The sequence below is a fragment of the Virgibacillus halodenitrificans JCM 12304 genome (assembly GCF_001310895.1).
Classification (GTDB): Bacteria; Bacillota; Bacilli; order Bacillales; family Amphibacillaceae; genus Virgibacillus_Q; species Virgibacillus_Q halodenitrificans.
Window position 1 is genome coordinate 63407 of the sequence record NZ_BAZS01000019.1, and the last position, 15513, is coordinate 78919.

Consider the following 15513-nt stretch of genomic DNA (forward strand, 5'->3'; position numbering starts at 1 on the left):
CAATTTCAAATTTGAGGGGTGTTTTTCTTTGCAAAAAACAGTTAAAACTTACCATAAACCTGATTATATTCTGTTGGGTGTGATTATAAGCTTGCTTATTATTGGTATTGTTATGGTTTATAGCTCTTCTTATATTTGGTCTGAGTATAAGTTTGGAGATTCATTTTATTATTTAAAAAGACAGCTCTTATTTGCTACTGCGGGAATATTCTCTATGTTTTTTGTAATGTTTATTCCATATTCAACATGGATGAGATATGCGAAAGTAATACTTCTTTCTTGCTTCATCTTGTTATTCCTTGTGTTAATACCTGGTGTCGGCATGGTAAGAGGTGGTGCCCAAAGTTGGATTGGAGTAGGCGCATTTAGTGTACAACCATCAGAATTTATGAAATTGGGTTTAATTATTTTTCTAGCAACTTTTTTATCCAAAAACCAAAAAAAGATTACTTCCTTCAAAGAAGGATTTTTTCCTTCCATTATCCTCATATTTACCGCCTTTGGCTTAATCATGCTGCAACCTGATTTGGGTACAGGTATGGTACTTGTATTAACGTCTATGATTATGGTTTTTGTTACTGGGGCACGCCTATCTCACTTCTTTGGACTGGCAACATTGGGTTTGATAGGTTTCGTTGGCTTAATAATATCAGCACCATATCGGATTAGTAGAATTACTGCTTTTTTAAATCCATGGGAAGATCCCCTTGGAGACGGATTTCAAATCATTCAATCTTTATACGCAATAGGTCCTGGGGGGTTGTTAGGATTAGGATTAGGTGAGAGCTTGCAAAAATATTTTTATTTACCTGAACCACAAACGGATTTTATCTTTGCCATTCTTGGCGAAGAACTTGGTTTTATTGGGGGAAGCGTTGTTATTTGTCTATTTACCTTAATGTTATGGAGGGGAATTAAAATTTCGTTGGAAGCTCCTGATTTGTTCGCCAGATTGTTAGGATTAGGTGTTGTGTCTATGTTATCCATTCAAGCGATGATTAATATAAGTGTGGTAATTGGTCTCATACCGGTAACAGGGATCACCTTACCTTTTTTAAGTTATGGTGGATCCTCTTTAACATTAACATTATGTTCAGTAGGAATCCTTCTAAATATAAGCAGATATACCAGGATTTAGGAAGTGAATTATTTATGGTGAGGTAGCTCTCTTATGTTTACGTATCCTAATGCCTAAAAATAAAGAGACTGGAAAATATTTTTAGTTACTAATTAAAGAAAAACTGGTAATGTATCAACGTACACTACGTATTTCATTGAAATATGTGATATAATTCATGTAACTGATCAGAAATAGGTGTAGAACTTGCTCTGATTGTTAATTTTATACAAAGGAAGAAATGGAGATGAGCAAAAAAAACATTGTTTCAATTGAAGATCGAATACCAAAATTGAAACAAGCCCGTAAGAAAAAAGCAAATCGACGATTAATATTTTACCTTTCTGTTTTTTTCTTTTTAATATCTATAATTGTTTATTTACAGTCTCCTCTAAGCAATGTTAAAACTATTGAGGTAAAAGGAAATACTTTTTTAACGAATGAAGAGATTATTGCAGAAAGTGGCTTAAACAGAACTACGAATATTTGGTCTGTCGATAAGGAGGAAATAAAGCAAAAACTCCTTTCAAATCCAATTATTAATTCTGTTGCCATCAGTAGGGATCTGCCTAGCTCCATTGAAATTGTATTAAAAGAACATGAACTTGTTGGTTATCTGAGACAGGAAAACAACTATTTACCCATTCTTGGTAATGGATCTATTTTAAAATCTATGAAAAGAAACACATTTGCAGGAAATGCGCCGTTGCTTGTCGATTTTGAAGAAAAAACTTATTTACAAAAAATGACGAGTGAACTACAAGAACTACCAAACAGCTTATTAAAATTGATATCTGAAATTCACTGGGTACCTGTAAAAGAAAATAAAGATAAGATCCTGCTTTATATGAATGATGGTTTTTTAGTTGACGGAACAATTAGAGGTTTTGCGTCTAAAATGGAAGTGTACCCTAGCATTGTTTCACAGCTTGATAAGGACAGTAAGGGTATTATTCATATAGGGGTAGGTGCTTATTTCGAGGCTTTTAATAAAGAAAAAAATGAAGAAGATGAAGCAGAATAATAAAATTTAGAAGGAATACATAGATAAGAGTCAGAGAATCAAGAAATGCAACGAAGAATATAGTATGTAATTTCTAGATTTATACGATTTTAGTGTTGAAATATCGTTATAAATTAAAGGAATCTGCTATTCTATCTAGAATAACCTATATATATTTTATTTTTCTGCGAGTTTCCTATAAAATATAAAAATATGAGTAGAAATTATATTAAAATAACATCTGAAAAACCCAGATGCTTATGAACCAGGGGGGTGCCTTTTTTTGAATAATAGTGAAGTACTAGTGAGTTTAGATATCGGAACTACAAAGATAAAAGTAATTATTGGTGAAGTATTAAATGACTCATTAAATATTATCGGTGTGGGGACAGCAAAATCCAATGGAATGAAAAAAGGTGCAATTGTGGATATTGACCAAACCGTGCAATCGATTAAAAACGCAGTAGAACAGGCTGAACGCATGGTAGGTATGCACATTGAACGCGTAGTAGTAGGGATAAATGGTAACCATATCCAACTTCAGAATTGCCATGGAGTAGTTGCTGTACAAAGTGAAAATCGTGAAATAACTAATGAAGATATCGCCAGAGTTATTGATGGAGCTCAGGTTATTTCAATACCGCCTGAGCGGGAGATTATTGATGTAATACCTAAACAATTCATTGTAGATGGGCTAGATGAAATTACTGATCCAAGAGGAATGATCGGTGTACGGTTAGAGATGGAAGGTACAATTATTACCTGCTCTAAAACCGTACTTCATAACATTTTGAAATGTGTTGAGCGAGCAGGACTAGATGTAGCAGACATTTGCTTACAGCCCTTAGCTTCCGGTTCAGTAGCTCTTTCAAAGGATGAAAAGGAATTGGGAGTTGCCTTGATCGATGTAGGGGGAGGGTGTACTACCGTTTCTGTGTTCGAAAACGATCACCTACAATCAACTAGTGTAACCAGTCTTGGTGGCGACAACATTACCAAGGACTTATCAATTGGACTTAGGACATCAACAGAAGAGGCAGAAGATGTTAAAATGAATCATGGACATGCTTTCTATGATGAAGCTCAAGAAGATGAGACATTTGAAGTTTCTATTATCGGTAGTAACACGAAGCAGACGTATAATCAACTTCAAATGGCTGATATGATAGAAGCCAGACTTGAAGAAATTTATGCATATGCAGAAAAAGAGATAAGAAAAATGGGCTATTATGAATTGCCTGGCGGATATGTACTCACAGGTGGAACAATGGCCATGTCAGGTGTATTAGAACTAGCCCAAGATTTATACCGTTCAAATGTGCGCATTGCAATACCCGATTACATTGGAGTGCGAGAACCACAATTCACTGCAGGAGTTGGAATCTTGCAATTTGCTTATCGTAATGCGAAAATACAAGGGAAAGAGTTATTCCCGGCTGTTGCTGTAGCACCGCAAGAGCAACATACAAAACGAGTGAAAAAACCTCAAAAAACAAATGATTCAACGGAAACGAAAAAGAAAGACTCGAAAGTAGCTAATTTGTTTAAGTATTTCTTTGACTAAATAAATGTTTATACTTATAGAGTTAGATGAGGGAGAAATCCTCTTATAAATTAGTTTCTGAAACGCTTGTAATTTGCATATTTAGGAGGAACGTGACATGTTAGAGTTTGATACAAATATGGAGGAATTAGCAACGATTAAAGTTATCGGCGTAGGTGGTGGCGGTAATAATGCAGTTAACCGCATGATTGAACATGGTGTGGAAGGCGTAGAATTTATTGCAGTAAATACAGATGCCCAAGCATTAAATCTTTCCAGAGCAGAGTTGAAAATACAAATCGGTGGAAAACTGACCCGCGGACTCGGCGCTGGGGCCAACCCTGAAGTTGGAAAAAAAGCCGCAGAAGAAAGCAAGGAGCAATTGGAGGAAGTTCTTCAAGGAGCTGACATGATTTTTGTTACTGCAGGAATGGGTGGCGGCACTGGGACAGGGGCTGCTCCTGTTATCGCACAAATTGCAAAGGAGCTTGGTGCTCTAACTGTAGGTGTTGTGACAAGACCATTCTCATTTGAGGGAAGACGACGTTCAACACAGGCTATTTCTGGAATAGAAGCTCTTAAAAATAGTGTTGATACGTTAATTGTTATTCCGAATGATAGATTGCTTGAAATTGTAGATAAGAATACACCAATGCTGGAGGCATTCCGTGAAGCTGATAATGTTCTCCGTCAAGGTGTTCAAGGGATTTCCGACTTAATTGCAAAACCAGGTCTGATTAATGTGGACTTTGCGGATGTGAAAACAATTATGTTCGATAAAGGGTCTGCATTAATGGGAATTGGTGTCGCAACCGGTGAAACCAGAGCGACTGAAGCTGCTAAAAAGGCAATTTCATCTCCGTTGTTGGAGACGTCTATAGATGGTGCGCATGGTATTTTGATGAATATTACCGGAGGAACCAATCTTAGCTTATACGAAGTTCAAGAAGCAGCTGATCTTGTTACTTCTGCAGCGGATAATGAAGTAAATGTTATATTTGGATCAGTTATTAATGAAAATTTAAAAGACGAAATAGTAGTTACGGTCATTGCCACTGGTTTTGATGAGAATGCTAAGAAAGTAGAACAACAGCCTAAGCAGCATCGACCAGTAATTAACCATAACCAACATGCGGCTACAAGAGCTAATGACGAGGTTCAACGAGAGTCAGTACAACCTCGACCGAAGCAAGAAGAAGATACGCTGGACATTCCAACGTTCTTACGCAATCGTAACCGTCGTCGTTAAATTATAACAAATAATAACTATTTCCTATTCTTAGACTGTCGAGACTATCTCGCCAGTCTTTTTTGTTTCTGCTTCCAATGTATATTAGGATTATTCAATAATTCGGAAAATATATATACTGCGACGTAACTTGATTGTTTGTAAATGACCACGGCCGATTAATTTTCTCTCCGGTGGATTGCTTCGCTCTACTGCTGATTAATTTTCTCTCCGGTGGATTGCTTCGCTCTACTGCTGATTAATTTTCTCTCCGGTCGGATTGCTTCGCTCTACTGCCGATTAGTTTTCTCTCCGGCGGATTGCTTCGTTCTGCAGCTGATTAACTCATTCTCCGGTGGATTATCTCGCTTTACTGCTGATAGTCCCCGCTCTACTTCGCATTTCCCTCCTACTATGAAAGACACTAAAAGTTTTTACCGGCCATCTGCAATAGGACCTTGCATCTGTAAAGTATCTTAAGGTGTTTTTAAACATTCTATGATAGTTTCTCACAACTATTTTTCAGTTTCTTCCAGTCATCATAATATATTTATTCTAAACCTGGAACCTAAAAATAGATCGAAGTTCAAAGACCGACAAACTTAACAATAACCTGTGGAAATTAGCCCCAATGTCCATTCAAAAAGCGACAGACTTTGCTCGCTATCTCCGATATACTTTCATTATAAACAACCTCCCACCAATTTTTTATGTGTTTTTATAGGAAAGGAAGAACTGTGTGACTATTTATCTTGATGCTGTCTGGACATTAAACTTCTTTCTGGACATGATGTTATTAATGTTAACTCAATTATTAGCCCGGCACAGCACAAGAAAAATCAGAATCTTTTTCGGAGCTTTTGTTGCTTCACTACTTGTTCCTATCTCTCTCTATTTTCCAGATTCTTTTATCATTAGTGTGCCAGGTAAATTAATTTATTCTTTCTTAATAATTATTTGTACTTTTGGAATAGGGAGCCTTAATAGGTTGGCAAAGTTAGTTTCATTATTCTACTTCATAACATTTACAATTGGAGGTGGTCTATTAGGTATTCATTTTTTATTTAAAAATCCAATAGGAGTTTCTGCAAATGGAATTCTTACATTTAATAGTGGATATGGAGATCCTATTAGCTGGTTGTTTGTGGTAATTGGGTTCCCAGTTATATGGTTATTTACAAAAAGGCGTATGGACAAGCATGTAATTGAAAAAATCAGATATGATCAATTATGCCCTGTAACGATACAAATTAGAGAAAAAGCATTTTCTACAAGTGGATATATTGATAGCGGAAACCAACTGGTTGATCCTTTAACGAAAAAACCTGTCATTATTTGTGATGAACCATTTTTGAAACAATGGTTTACTGAACAAGAATGGAATTTATTAAAAGAAGTACACGAAAATTTTAATCTAGATAAGTTGCCTGCAGCTTGGACGAATGTGATCCAGTTTGTTCCATATCAAGGAGTTGAAGGTAAGAGTAATTTTCTACTCGCATTAAAACCGGATAAGCTTACAGTACATTATGAAGATCAGCATATTATTACTTCAAATATCTTAGTTGGTATCCAATTTGCTGAACTGGTAAAAGACCAAAGTTATCATTGCCTGCTGCAGCCACAAATTATTAAACTGGCAACAATTAGTACTGCTTAAGGAGAGATGTATATTGAAAACTATAAAACTACGTTTACGGTTGTGGTGGTACAAATTATTAATTAAGCTAGGAATTAAATCTGAAGAAATTTATTATATAGGTGGTAGTGAAGCTTTACCTCCACCTCTTTCCAAGCAAGAAGAACAGGAATTACTAATATTGTTACCAAAAGGGGATAAATCAGCAAGAGCAATTTTAATTGAGAGAAATCTTCGGTTAGTCGTATATATTGCTCGGAAATTTGAAAACACAGGAATTAATATTGAAGACTTAATTAGTATTGGGACAATAGGGTTAATTAAGGCAGTTAATACATTCAACCCTGAGAAGAAAATTAAACTAGCAACATATGCGTCAAGATGTATCGAGAACGAAATACTAATGTATCTGCGCCGCAATAATAAACTTAAATCAGAAATATCTTTTGACGAACCATTGAATATCGATTGGGATGGAAACGAACTATTGTTATCAGATGTTTTAGGGACAGAAGAAGATATTATTACTAAAAATCTAGAAAACAATGTCGACAAAAGTTTATTAAAAGACGCCTTATCCCAACTAAAAGCTCGCGAAAAGCAAATAATGGAGTTGCGTTTTGGTTTGGTTGGTGAGGAAGCAAAAACGCAAAAAGATGTTGCGGATATGCTTGGAATTTCACAATCCTATATTTCACGTTTAGAGAAGAAAATAATAAGACGACTGAAAAAAGAATTTAATAAAATGGTCTAGCCTTTATCCTGTGTAGTTTAAGGCAGCTTAGTCACCTGTATTCATAATTTGTCATTGCATAAAAACCCTCCCATGAGGAGATACTGTCCATGAACAGCATCAGCATCTGGGAGGGTTGACTATATGACAAGACATAAGGTTGAAATATGTGGTGTTGATACATCAAAGTTACCTGTACTTAAAAATGAAGAAATGAAAATATTATTCAAAAAACTGCAAGAAGGGGATGGAGATTTATCAGCCCGCGAAGAACTGGTGAATGGAAATTTACGATTGGTTTTAAGTGTAATTCAGCGGTTTAACAATCGAGGCGAATATGTTGACGATTTATTTCAAGTTGGCTGTATCGGTCTGATGAAGTCAATTGATAACTTTGACTTATCACATAATGTAAGGTTTTCCACATATGCTGTTCCAATGATTATTGGTGAGATAAGAAGATATTTAAGGGATAACAATCCTATACGTGTATCACGTTCATTGCGAGATATCGCTTATAAGGCACTTCAAGTAAGAGAAAAACTAATAAATAAAACATCAAAGGAACCAACACCAATGGAAATAGCAGAAGAAATGGGGATTCCTCATGCAGATATTGTCTTTGCATTGGATGCTATACAGGATCCCGTATCTTTATTTGAACCAATTTACAATGACGGTGGTGATCCGATATTTGTAATGGATCAAATCAGCGATGATAAAGATAAAGATTCTAAATGGTTAGATAACCTTTCTTTGAAGGAAGGAATGCAGCGGTTGAATGATCGGGAAAAACTAATTGTAAATAAACGTTTCTTTCAAGGGAAAACACAAATGGAGGTTGCGGAAGAAATAGGAATATCACAGGCTCAGGTTTCCAGGTTAGAAAAAGGTGCTATTAAACAAATGAATAAGCAAATGTTTGAATAATAAAGAAGAAACAGGTGTGAAAACCTGTTTCTTTTTTTATGAAAATATGCATATATTCTAGTAAGGTGGTGAATGTAATGATTAAATTATCGGATTTACAGATTAAAGAAATTATTTCAGTAGATGATGGAAGAAGAATGGGCCACTTAATGGATTTAGAAATTGATGTTAATACAGGAAAGATCGTAGCAATTGTTTTGGAGCTTAAAGATAAAAAAGGAGGTTTCTTCGGTAAGCCAGATGAATTAATTATTCACTGGCAACAAATTGTTCGTATCGGTTCTGATGTTATCTTAGTTAAAGATACCCTTCAACCACAATTATACGGTGATACCTATGTAAGTAATTAATATGCTGTTATGTGGTACAATTAAAAATGGGGAGGTGTATGTATGAATGAACCATTTGTCTTAGATAATGAGCTCTTTCTCAAGTTAGAAAAATGGGAACAACATACTTCGAGACTGTGCGCTGGCTTTACTACTAAAAATGGAGGGGTAAGTTCACCTCCTTATTCTACACTTAATTGTGGGCTGCATGTAAAAGATGAGCCCAGCTCCGTTTTAGAAAACAGAAAATTGTTGGCAGATGAATTATCGGTTCCTATCCAAACTTGGGTGGCTGGGGAACAAGTTCACGGAGCTAAAGTAGCAATGGTTAGTAAAAAAGATAGAGGCAAAGGTGCTGAAACAATGGAAACATCATTAAATGATGTGGATGGCTTAATTACAAATGATAGAGAGGTACTTTGTACTGCTTTTTTTGCGGATTGTGTACCATTATTTTTTTTCGACCCGAAAAAAGAATTAGTAGGAATAGCGCATGCTGGATGGAAGGGTACAGTAAAAGGAATAGCTGGAAGCATGGTAGAGGGATTTCGAGAGCTTGGAAGTAATCCAGCAGATCTTCTTATTGCAATTGGCCCCTCCATTTCTCAAACAAATTTTGAAGTTGATATAAAAGTTGTTGAAAATATTAACCATAAGTATCAATCAAAAGTAACTAAACACTTAAATAATGGTAAATTTTTAGTTGATCTAAAAAAGTTAAATTTAGAAATCCTTTTACAATATGGTGTACCTCGTAATAATATAGAGGTAACGAAGTATTGTACATTCGAAGATAAGAATTTGTTTTTTTCTCATCGCCGAGATGGTGGGAAAACAGGAAGAATGTTAGGTTTTATTGGTTTGTTTTAATGTAGGTATTATAGTGGGGAGGAGAAATGGTAATAATGGATGTAACCGAAAATTTGAACAACATACAACAAGAGATTAGACAAGCTTGTGAAAACAGTAATCGCCTTTCCGAAGAAATAACACTAATTGCCGTTACGAAATATGTTACAATAGAACGAACGGAAGAAGCTATTCAAGCAGGAATATCGAATCTTGGAGAAAATCGTCTCGAGGGATTTATTGAAAAATACAGCCACTTAAAGAATAAAGCAAAGTGGCATTTTATTGGAACGCTTCAATCTAGAAAAGTAAAAGATATTATAACCCAAGTAGATATGATTCACTCTTTAGATCGTTTATCTTTAGCAAAGGAGATAAATAAACGGGCTTTAAATAAAGTGGATTGTTTTGTCCAAGTAAATGTTAGTGGCGAAGAATCGAAACATGGAATTATGCCTGACGAGGTACACTCATTTATTAATGAACTATCCAAGTACCCTAATGTACATGTTGTGGGTCTTATGACTATGGCGCCACATATTGAGAATGAACAGGAGCTTAGAAAAGTTTTCAGGAAGCTAGCAAGCTTACGTGATGAAATTAGTACAAAGCAATACAGTCACGCACCTTGCAATTACTTGTCCATGGGAATGAGTAATGATTTTCAAATAGCTATTGAAGAAGGTGCCACTCACATTCGTATTGGTACCAAACTTGTTGGCGGGGTGGAAAAATGAGTATTAAGAATAAACTAAAAAATTATTTTACAATGGATGATGAGTATGAATATGATTATATTGAAGAAGCTGATGATCCAACACAGGAACAGTCTGACAAACAAAGTAAAAAAAACGTGGTTAGTCTCACAAGCATGCAGCAGGCAACGTCAAAAGTCGTCCTCTGCGAACCACGCAACTACAATGAGGCTCAGGAAATTGCCGATAATATTGTTAATCGGCGGGCAGTCGTGATAAATCTGCAACGGGTCGACCGTAATCAGGCTAAGCGAATTGTTGATTTCCTAAGTGGGACAGTGTACGCTGTAAAAGGAGATATTCAAAAACTTGGTGCTGAGACGTTTTTATGTACACCTGATAATGTCGACGTAACCGGGTCAATTTCTGAAGCTTTTCCGGAAGAAGAATTTGAAAAGGGATGGTAAGTAGTTTATGTTTGAATTATATCGAATATTAAATATCGGATTAACCATTTATAGTTACGCTATAATTGTGTATATTTTTATGTCATGGTTTCCAGGAGCAAGAGAATCCTCATTTGGTAGTCTCCTAACAAGAATTTGTGAGCCTTACTTGGAGCAGTTTAGAAAATTCATCCCTCCTTTAGGAATGATTGATCTGTCACCTATTGTAGCCATATTTGTTCTGTACTTAGCAAGAATTGGATTATTTGAATTTTTTCGGATGTTTTTATTTTAAGGTGACCAACCATGGAATTGTATCAACACTTTAGAAAAGAAGAACAGCCGTTTATTGATCAAGTCATGTCTTGGAAAGAAGATGTGGAACAAAAATTCGAACATAAGATAACTGATTTTCTTGACCCTAGAGAACAGCAAATTTTGTTGTCCCTGATTGGTGAAACAAATGATGATATAAATGTCTACCTGGATGGTGGGAGTCTAAATGCGGAAAGGCGCCGGGCTGTTATTGCTCCTTTCTATGAAAGAAAGGAAAGAGAGGTATTTCAACTGTCTCTGCTTCAGGCGTCCTATGCTAATAAATTCGTTACCTTAACTCATCGTGATGTAATGGGAGCTTTTTTATCACTAGGTATTAAAAGGAAAAAGTTAGGAGACATTTTTATTGGTGATGGGCTTGTGCAAATAATAGCTGCGAATGAAATAACTTCATATGTCACTGCTAACTTAACTGCTATAAAGAAGGCAAAAATAACCCTTGAGGAAAAACCTTTTTCGATGGTTATGGAAAAGGAAGTAAATTGGTTAGAACAAGATAAAACAGTTTCATCTTTACGATTAGATACAGTTATAAAGGAAATATATAACTTGTCCCGAAAAGATGCTGCTCTATTTATTAGTAAGCAACAAGTTAAGGTCAACTTTAAAATTGAAGAAGACGCCAAGTACCGGCTGCAGAGTGGGGATATGCTTTCAATCCGTGGAAAGGGAAGAAGTAAAGTAGTATCTATTAATGGTTCTACCAAAAAAGATAAATTAAAGATCACGGTTGCACTCTTAAAATAATTTATGAGGAAAGCAGGAATTAATCGATTTATGTCGAATAAATAAAAAACAGTTTTTCAAATAAAGGAGGTGGCCACTGTGCCATTAACACCATTAGATATTCATAATAAGGAATTTACAAGAAGCTTCCGTGGCTATGATGAAGATGAGGTAAACGAATTTTTAGATCAGGTCATTAAAGATTATGAGATGGTTATAAGGGAGAAAAAAGACTTACAAGAAAAAGTTAGCCAGTTAGATGAAAAGCTGGGTCATTTTACCAATATTGAAGAAACATTAAATAAATCTATACTGGTTGCCCAAGAAACTGCTGAAGACTTAAGAGGAAATGCTACGAAAGAATCTAAGTTAATTGTAAAAGAAGCTGAAAAGAATGCAGACAGGATCATTAATGAGGCATTGAACAAGTCACGGCGTATTTCCATGGACGTTGAGGAACTAAAGAAGCAGGCGAAGGTTTTCCGAACACGTTTAAAAATGCTTGTAGAGGCTCAATTAGAAATGATTGGAACTGACGATTGGGACCAATTGTTTGATACCGAATTGGGCGAGGAACTTGATTTAGTTGAAAATGACTCGTAGAACTTGACGATTTTAATATTTATACATAAAATAAATAGACAAAGAAATTTATCAATTAAATGAAAACGAAGACGATGAAAGAGAGAGTATAAAAGTGGATACTGGTCAGCGAGTCAGGGGTGGTGGAAGCCTGATACAGAAATACTTTTGGAAGATCACTCTGGAGTTTCCATCATGAAGGAATAGTAATGGTGGACGTGTTATTCACGTTACGAATATCGAGTGAATTTAAAATTAGCCTAATTTTGAATTTATAAGGGTGGTACCGCGAGTCTTCTCGTCCCTTCTGGATGAAGAGGGCTTTTTTTATGGTTATGTAAATAAAGAAAATACTAAGGAGGAAATAAGATGGATTATAAAGAGACTCTATTGATGCCAAAAACAGATTTTCCAATGCGCGGAAATCTTCCTAATAAAGAACCAAAGAGACAAGAACAATGGGAAGAAATGAATATTTATAAAAAAGTACAGAAAAAAACAGAAGGACGTCCTTTATTTGTGCTACACGATGGACCTCCTTACGCTAATGGTGATCTCCACATTGGGCACGCATTAAATAAAATTTTAAAGGATTTTATCATTCGGTATAAATCAATGACTGGATATTATGCGCCATATGTTCCTGGTTGGGATACACATGGACTGCCAATTGAAACAGCATTGACTAAAAACAAAAAGATTAAGAGAAAAGAACTAAGTGTAGCGGAATTCAGGAAGTTATGTGCTGAATACGCTATGGGTCAATTAAATAACCAACGTACACAGTTTAAGCAGTTAGGTGTACGTGGTGATTGGGATAATCCATACATTACGTTAACAAAGGATTATGAAGCAGCTCAAATTAAAGTATTTGGTGAAATGGCTAAGAAAGGCTATATCTACAAAGGATTAAAGCCTGTATATTGGTCTCCATCTTCTGAATCTGCTTTGGCTGAAGCTGAAATTGAATATCATGATAAGAAGTCCCCATCCATTTATGTTTCTTTTGAAGTACGTGATGGAAAAGGTCTGCTTTCAGGTGGAGAAAAATTCATTATTTGGACTACAACACCTTGGACCATTCCTGCTAATTTAGGCATTAGTTTACATCCCGATTTGGAGTATGTAGTTGTTAAAGTCAATGAAGATAAATTTATTATTGCTCATGCACTACTAGAAGCTGTTACTGACGAGCTTGATTGGGAAAATCCTGAAGTGGTTCAAACATTTAAAGGTCAGGAGGCAGAGGAAATTGTTGCCAGACATCCTTTTTATGATCGTGATTCGCTAATTATGCTTGGTGAGCATGTCACCACAGAAGCAGGTACAGGTTGTGTTCATACTGCTCCTGGACATGGTGAAGATGATTTTTATGTTTCTAAACGTTACGGTATCGATGCATTATGCCCTGTTGATGAAAAAGGTGTAATGACAGAAGAAGCACCAGGTTTCGAAGGATTATTTTATGATACAGCCAACAAGCCAATTACGGAAAAGCTGGAAGAAGTGGGAGCGTTATTAAAGCTTTCATTCATAAAACATTCCTATCCACATGATTGGAGAACAAAGAAACCAACTATCTTTCGTGCTACTGCACAATGGTTTGCCTCAATAAAAGATTTTCGCCAAAATATTTTGGAAGAAATAAAGGAAGTAAACTGGTACCCAAATTGGGGAGAAACGCGTCTTTACAATATGGTGCGAGATAGAGAAGACTGGTGTATCTCAAGACAACGCACATGGGGAGTACCTATTCCTGCGTTTTATGGTGAGGACGGCACGCCAATCATAACAGATGAAACGATCAATCATGTTTCTGAGCTATTTGCTGAACACGGTTCTAATATCTGGTTTGAATGGGAAGCAAAAGACCTTCTACCTGCTGATTATACTTCCGAGCATAGTCCAAACGGTAATTTTACAAAAGAAACAGATATTATGGATGTGTGGTTTGATTCTGGTTCCTCTCATCAGGGCGTATTGGAAGGTCGCGAGGAATTACAGCGCCCAGCAGATATTTATTTAGAGGGTAGTGACCAATACCGCGGTTGGTTTAATTCATCCTTATCGACTTCTGTTGCGGTGACAGGCAAGTCGCCATATAAAACCATCATCAGTCATGGCTTTGTATTGGATGGGAATGGAAGAAAGATGAGTAAGTCACTTGGCAATGTAATGGTTCCATCCAAAGTTCAAAAACAATTGGGCTCTGACATCTTAAGATTATGGGTTTCTTCTGTTGACTATCAGGCAGACGTACGGATTTCCAACGACATTCTGAAGCAAATTTCAGAGGCCTATCGTAAAATTCGTAATACATTTCGTTTCTTATTGGCCAATTTAGCAGATTTTAATCCAAATACAGATCGTATTGCCGAAGAGAATCTTGAGGAAGTAGATAAATATATGCTTTATCGTTTGCAGAACCTGGTTGAAAATGTTCGAGGAAATTATGATACGTACGAATTCTCACCAATATTCCATCAGATTCATAATTTCTGCGCTGTCGATCTCAGCTCGTTCTATTTGGACTTTGCAAAAGATGTATTATACATTGAGGCAAAAGACAATAAACGTCGTCGCAGTATTCAAACAGGATATTATGAAGTGTTAACAACTTTGGTTAAGTTACTTACACCTATCATTCCGCATACTGCAGATGAGCTTTGGGAATATATCCCTGGCGTTGACGAAGAGAGTGTTCAGTTAACGGATATTCCTGAACCAAGAAAAATCTCTGATATGGAAACTATTGTACCGAAATGGGATCATTTTATGGAAATCCGTGATGATGTTCTTAAAGCCTTAGAAGAAGCAAGAAATGAAAAAGTTATTGGTAAATCACTAGAAGCAAAAATAACTCTGGTACCTAAAGAGAAAAAGTCAAAAGAAGTGCTACAATCAATGGAGCATCTGCATCAGTATCTCATCGTCTCAGATGCTGATATTGTAGATAATGCGAATGAAACAAAAGAGTACAAGTATATTGATATTGCTGTAGAGAAGCATCCAGGAGAGAAGTGCGAGCGTTGTTGGGTAGCATCAGAAACAGTTGGAAATGATGCGGAACATCCGACTCTATGCAGCCGTTGTGCAACTGTAGTAAAAGAACATTATACTGTCTAAAATTCTAACTACTCCCTAGCCAAGAGCTGAGGAGTAGTTTTCGCTTTCAATATAAGCTCTATACTAATTCGCAGAGTAGATATACTGCGACGTAATTTGTGGAGAATGAAGTAATTCATTTTACAGAGGAAGCACCCATTGATTTGCGTTTCAGGCAGACGCTTTCCGCCGGCATAGCCTCAGCCGCTTCCTCCGCTACGCTCCGTCCAGGGTCTTCGCCTCATGCTATTC

15 protein-coding genes and 1 other annotated feature are annotated in these 15513 nt (G+C 36.2%); all 15 genes read left to right on the forward strand.

The features are described from left to right. Positions 1 to 28 precede the first annotated feature (28 nt). The 15 genes from spoVE to ileS all read left to right on the forward strand — a co-directional run bounded on the left by spoVE (position 29) and on the right by ileS (position 15282). Complete coding sequence (spoVE, locus tag JCM12304_RS11190) at positions 29 to 1138, forward strand: stage V sporulation protein E (RefSeq protein WP_060680408.1); 1110 nt, start codon at positions 29 to 31, stop codon at positions 1136 to 1138. 226 nt (positions 1139 to 1364) lie between these two features. Further along, positions 1365 to 2141 (forward strand): cell division protein FtsQ/DivIB, encoded by a 777-nt coding sequence (locus tag JCM12304_RS11195; RefSeq protein WP_060680410.1) that lies wholly within the window; start codon positions 1365 to 1367, stop codon positions 2139 to 2141. Between the two features lie 262 nt (positions 2142 to 2403). After that, complete coding sequence (gene ftsA / locus JCM12304_RS11200) at positions 2404 to 3684, forward strand: cell division protein FtsA (RefSeq protein WP_060680412.1); 1281 nt, start codon at positions 2404 to 2406, stop codon at positions 3682 to 3684. Between the two features lie 97 nt (positions 3685 to 3781). Then, positions 3782 to 4912, forward strand: coding sequence for a cell division protein FtsZ (gene ftsZ, locus JCM12304_RS11205; RefSeq protein ID WP_019378516.1), 1131 nt, complete (start codon positions 3782 to 3784; stop codon positions 4910 to 4912). A 718-nt stretch (positions 4913 to 5630) separates the two neighbouring features. Beyond that, positions 5631 to 6551: a sigma-E processing peptidase SpoIIGA gene (spoIIGA, locus tag JCM12304_RS11210; protein ID WP_019378515.1), complete on the forward strand. Its 921-nt coding sequence runs from the start codon at positions 5631 to 5633 to the stop codon at positions 6549 to 6551. A gap of 13 nt (positions 6552 to 6564) precedes the next feature. Next, entirely contained in the window at positions 6565 to 7284 is a 720-nt protein-coding gene (sigE, locus tag JCM12304_RS11215) for an RNA polymerase sporulation sigma factor SigE (RefSeq protein WP_019378514.1), read from the forward strand. A 123-nt stretch (positions 7285 to 7407) separates the two neighbouring features. Continuing rightward, on the forward strand, positions 7408 to 8193 hold the full coding sequence (gene sigG / locus JCM12304_RS11220) for an RNA polymerase sporulation sigma factor SigG (RefSeq protein ID WP_019378513.1): 786 nt from the start codon (positions 7408 to 7410) through the stop codon (positions 8191 to 8193). 77 nt (positions 8194 to 8270) lie between these two features. Next, positions 8271 to 8543, forward strand: coding sequence for a YlmC/YmxH family sporulation protein (locus JCM12304_RS11225; RefSeq protein WP_019378512.1), 273 nt, complete (start codon positions 8271 to 8273; stop codon positions 8541 to 8543). 42 nt (positions 8544 to 8585) lie between these two features. Next, positions 8586 to 9392, forward strand: a complete 807-nt coding sequence (gene pgeF / locus JCM12304_RS11230; RefSeq protein ID WP_060680414.1) for a peptidoglycan editing factor PgeF — start codon at positions 8586 to 8588, stop codon at positions 9390 to 9392. Between the two features lie 35 nt (positions 9393 to 9427). Beyond that, the gene (locus JCM12304_RS11235; protein ID WP_172675285.1) at positions 9428 to 10108 is read left to right on the forward strand and encodes a YggS family pyridoxal phosphate-dependent enzyme; all 681 of its coding nucleotides are present in this window, start codon (positions 9428 to 9430) and stop codon (positions 10106 to 10108) included. After that, positions 10105 to 10533, forward strand: coding sequence for a cell division protein SepF (locus JCM12304_RS11240; RefSeq protein WP_060680415.1), 429 nt, complete (start codon positions 10105 to 10107; stop codon positions 10531 to 10533). The genes JCM12304_RS11235 and JCM12304_RS11240 overlap by 4 nt, the downstream gene beginning before the upstream one ends. A 7-nt stretch (positions 10534 to 10540) precedes the next feature. Beyond that, positions 10541 to 10807, forward strand: a complete 267-nt coding sequence (locus JCM12304_RS11245) for a YggT family protein (protein WP_019378508.1) — start codon at positions 10541 to 10543, stop codon at positions 10805 to 10807. An 11-nt stretch (positions 10808 to 10818) separates the two neighbouring features. Beyond that, positions 10819 to 11595 (forward strand): YlmH family RNA-binding protein, encoded by a 777-nt coding sequence (locus JCM12304_RS11250; RefSeq protein ID WP_060680417.1) that lies wholly within the window; start codon positions 10819 to 10821, stop codon positions 11593 to 11595. Positions 11596 to 11673: 78 nt separating this feature from the next. Beyond that, positions 11674 to 12177, forward strand: coding sequence for a DivIVA domain-containing protein (locus JCM12304_RS11255; RefSeq protein ID WP_019378506.1), 504 nt, complete (start codon positions 11674 to 11676; stop codon positions 12175 to 12177). A gap of 65 nt (positions 12178 to 12242) precedes the next feature. Beyond that, positions 12243 to 12465, forward strand: a binding site (T-box leader). Between the two features lie 60 nt (positions 12466 to 12525). Continuing rightward, positions 12526 to 15282, forward strand: coding sequence for an isoleucine--tRNA ligase (ileS, locus tag JCM12304_RS11260; protein WP_060680419.1), 2757 nt, complete (start codon positions 12526 to 12528; stop codon positions 15280 to 15282). Positions 15283 to 15513 lie beyond the last annotated feature (231 nt).

Excerpts from the sequence above, each read along its gene's own strand:
- JCM12304_RS11240 (WP_060680415.1), top strand. The coding sequence starts at position 10,105 with ATGAGTATTAAGAATAAACTAAAAAATTATTTTACAATGGATGATGAG.
- sigG (WP_019378513.1), top strand. The coding sequence starts at position 7,408 with ATGACAAGACATAAGGTTGAAATATGTGGTGTTGATACATCAAAGTTA.
- ftsZ (WP_019378516.1), top strand. The coding sequence starts at position 3,782 with ATGTTAGAGTTTGATACAAATATGGAGGAATTAGCAACGATTAAAGTT.
- JCM12304_RS11250 (WP_060680417.1), top strand. The coding sequence starts at position 10,819 with ATGGAATTGTATCAACACTTTAGAAAAGAAGAACAGCCGTTTATTGAT.
- JCM12304_RS11245 (WP_019378508.1), top strand. The coding sequence starts at position 10,541 with ATGTTTGAATTATATCGAATATTAAATATCGGATTAACCATTTATAGT.
- ileS (WP_060680419.1), top strand. The coding sequence starts at position 12,526 with ATGGATTATAAAGAGACTCTATTGATGCCAAAAACAGATTTTCCAATG.
- JCM12304_RS11195 (WP_060680410.1), top strand. The coding sequence starts at position 1,365 with ATGAGCAAAAAAAACATTGTTTCAATTGAAGATCGAATACCAAAATTG.
- pgeF (WP_060680414.1), top strand. The coding sequence starts at position 8,586 with ATGAATGAACCATTTGTCTTAGATAATGAGCTCTTTCTCAAGTTAGAA.
- JCM12304_RS11235 (WP_172675285.1), top strand. The coding sequence starts at position 9,428 with ATGGATGTAACCGAAAATTTGAACAACATACAACAAGAGATTAGACAA.
- JCM12304_RS11225 (WP_019378512.1), top strand. The coding sequence starts at position 8,271 with ATGATTAAATTATCGGATTTACAGATTAAAGAAATTATTTCAGTAGAT.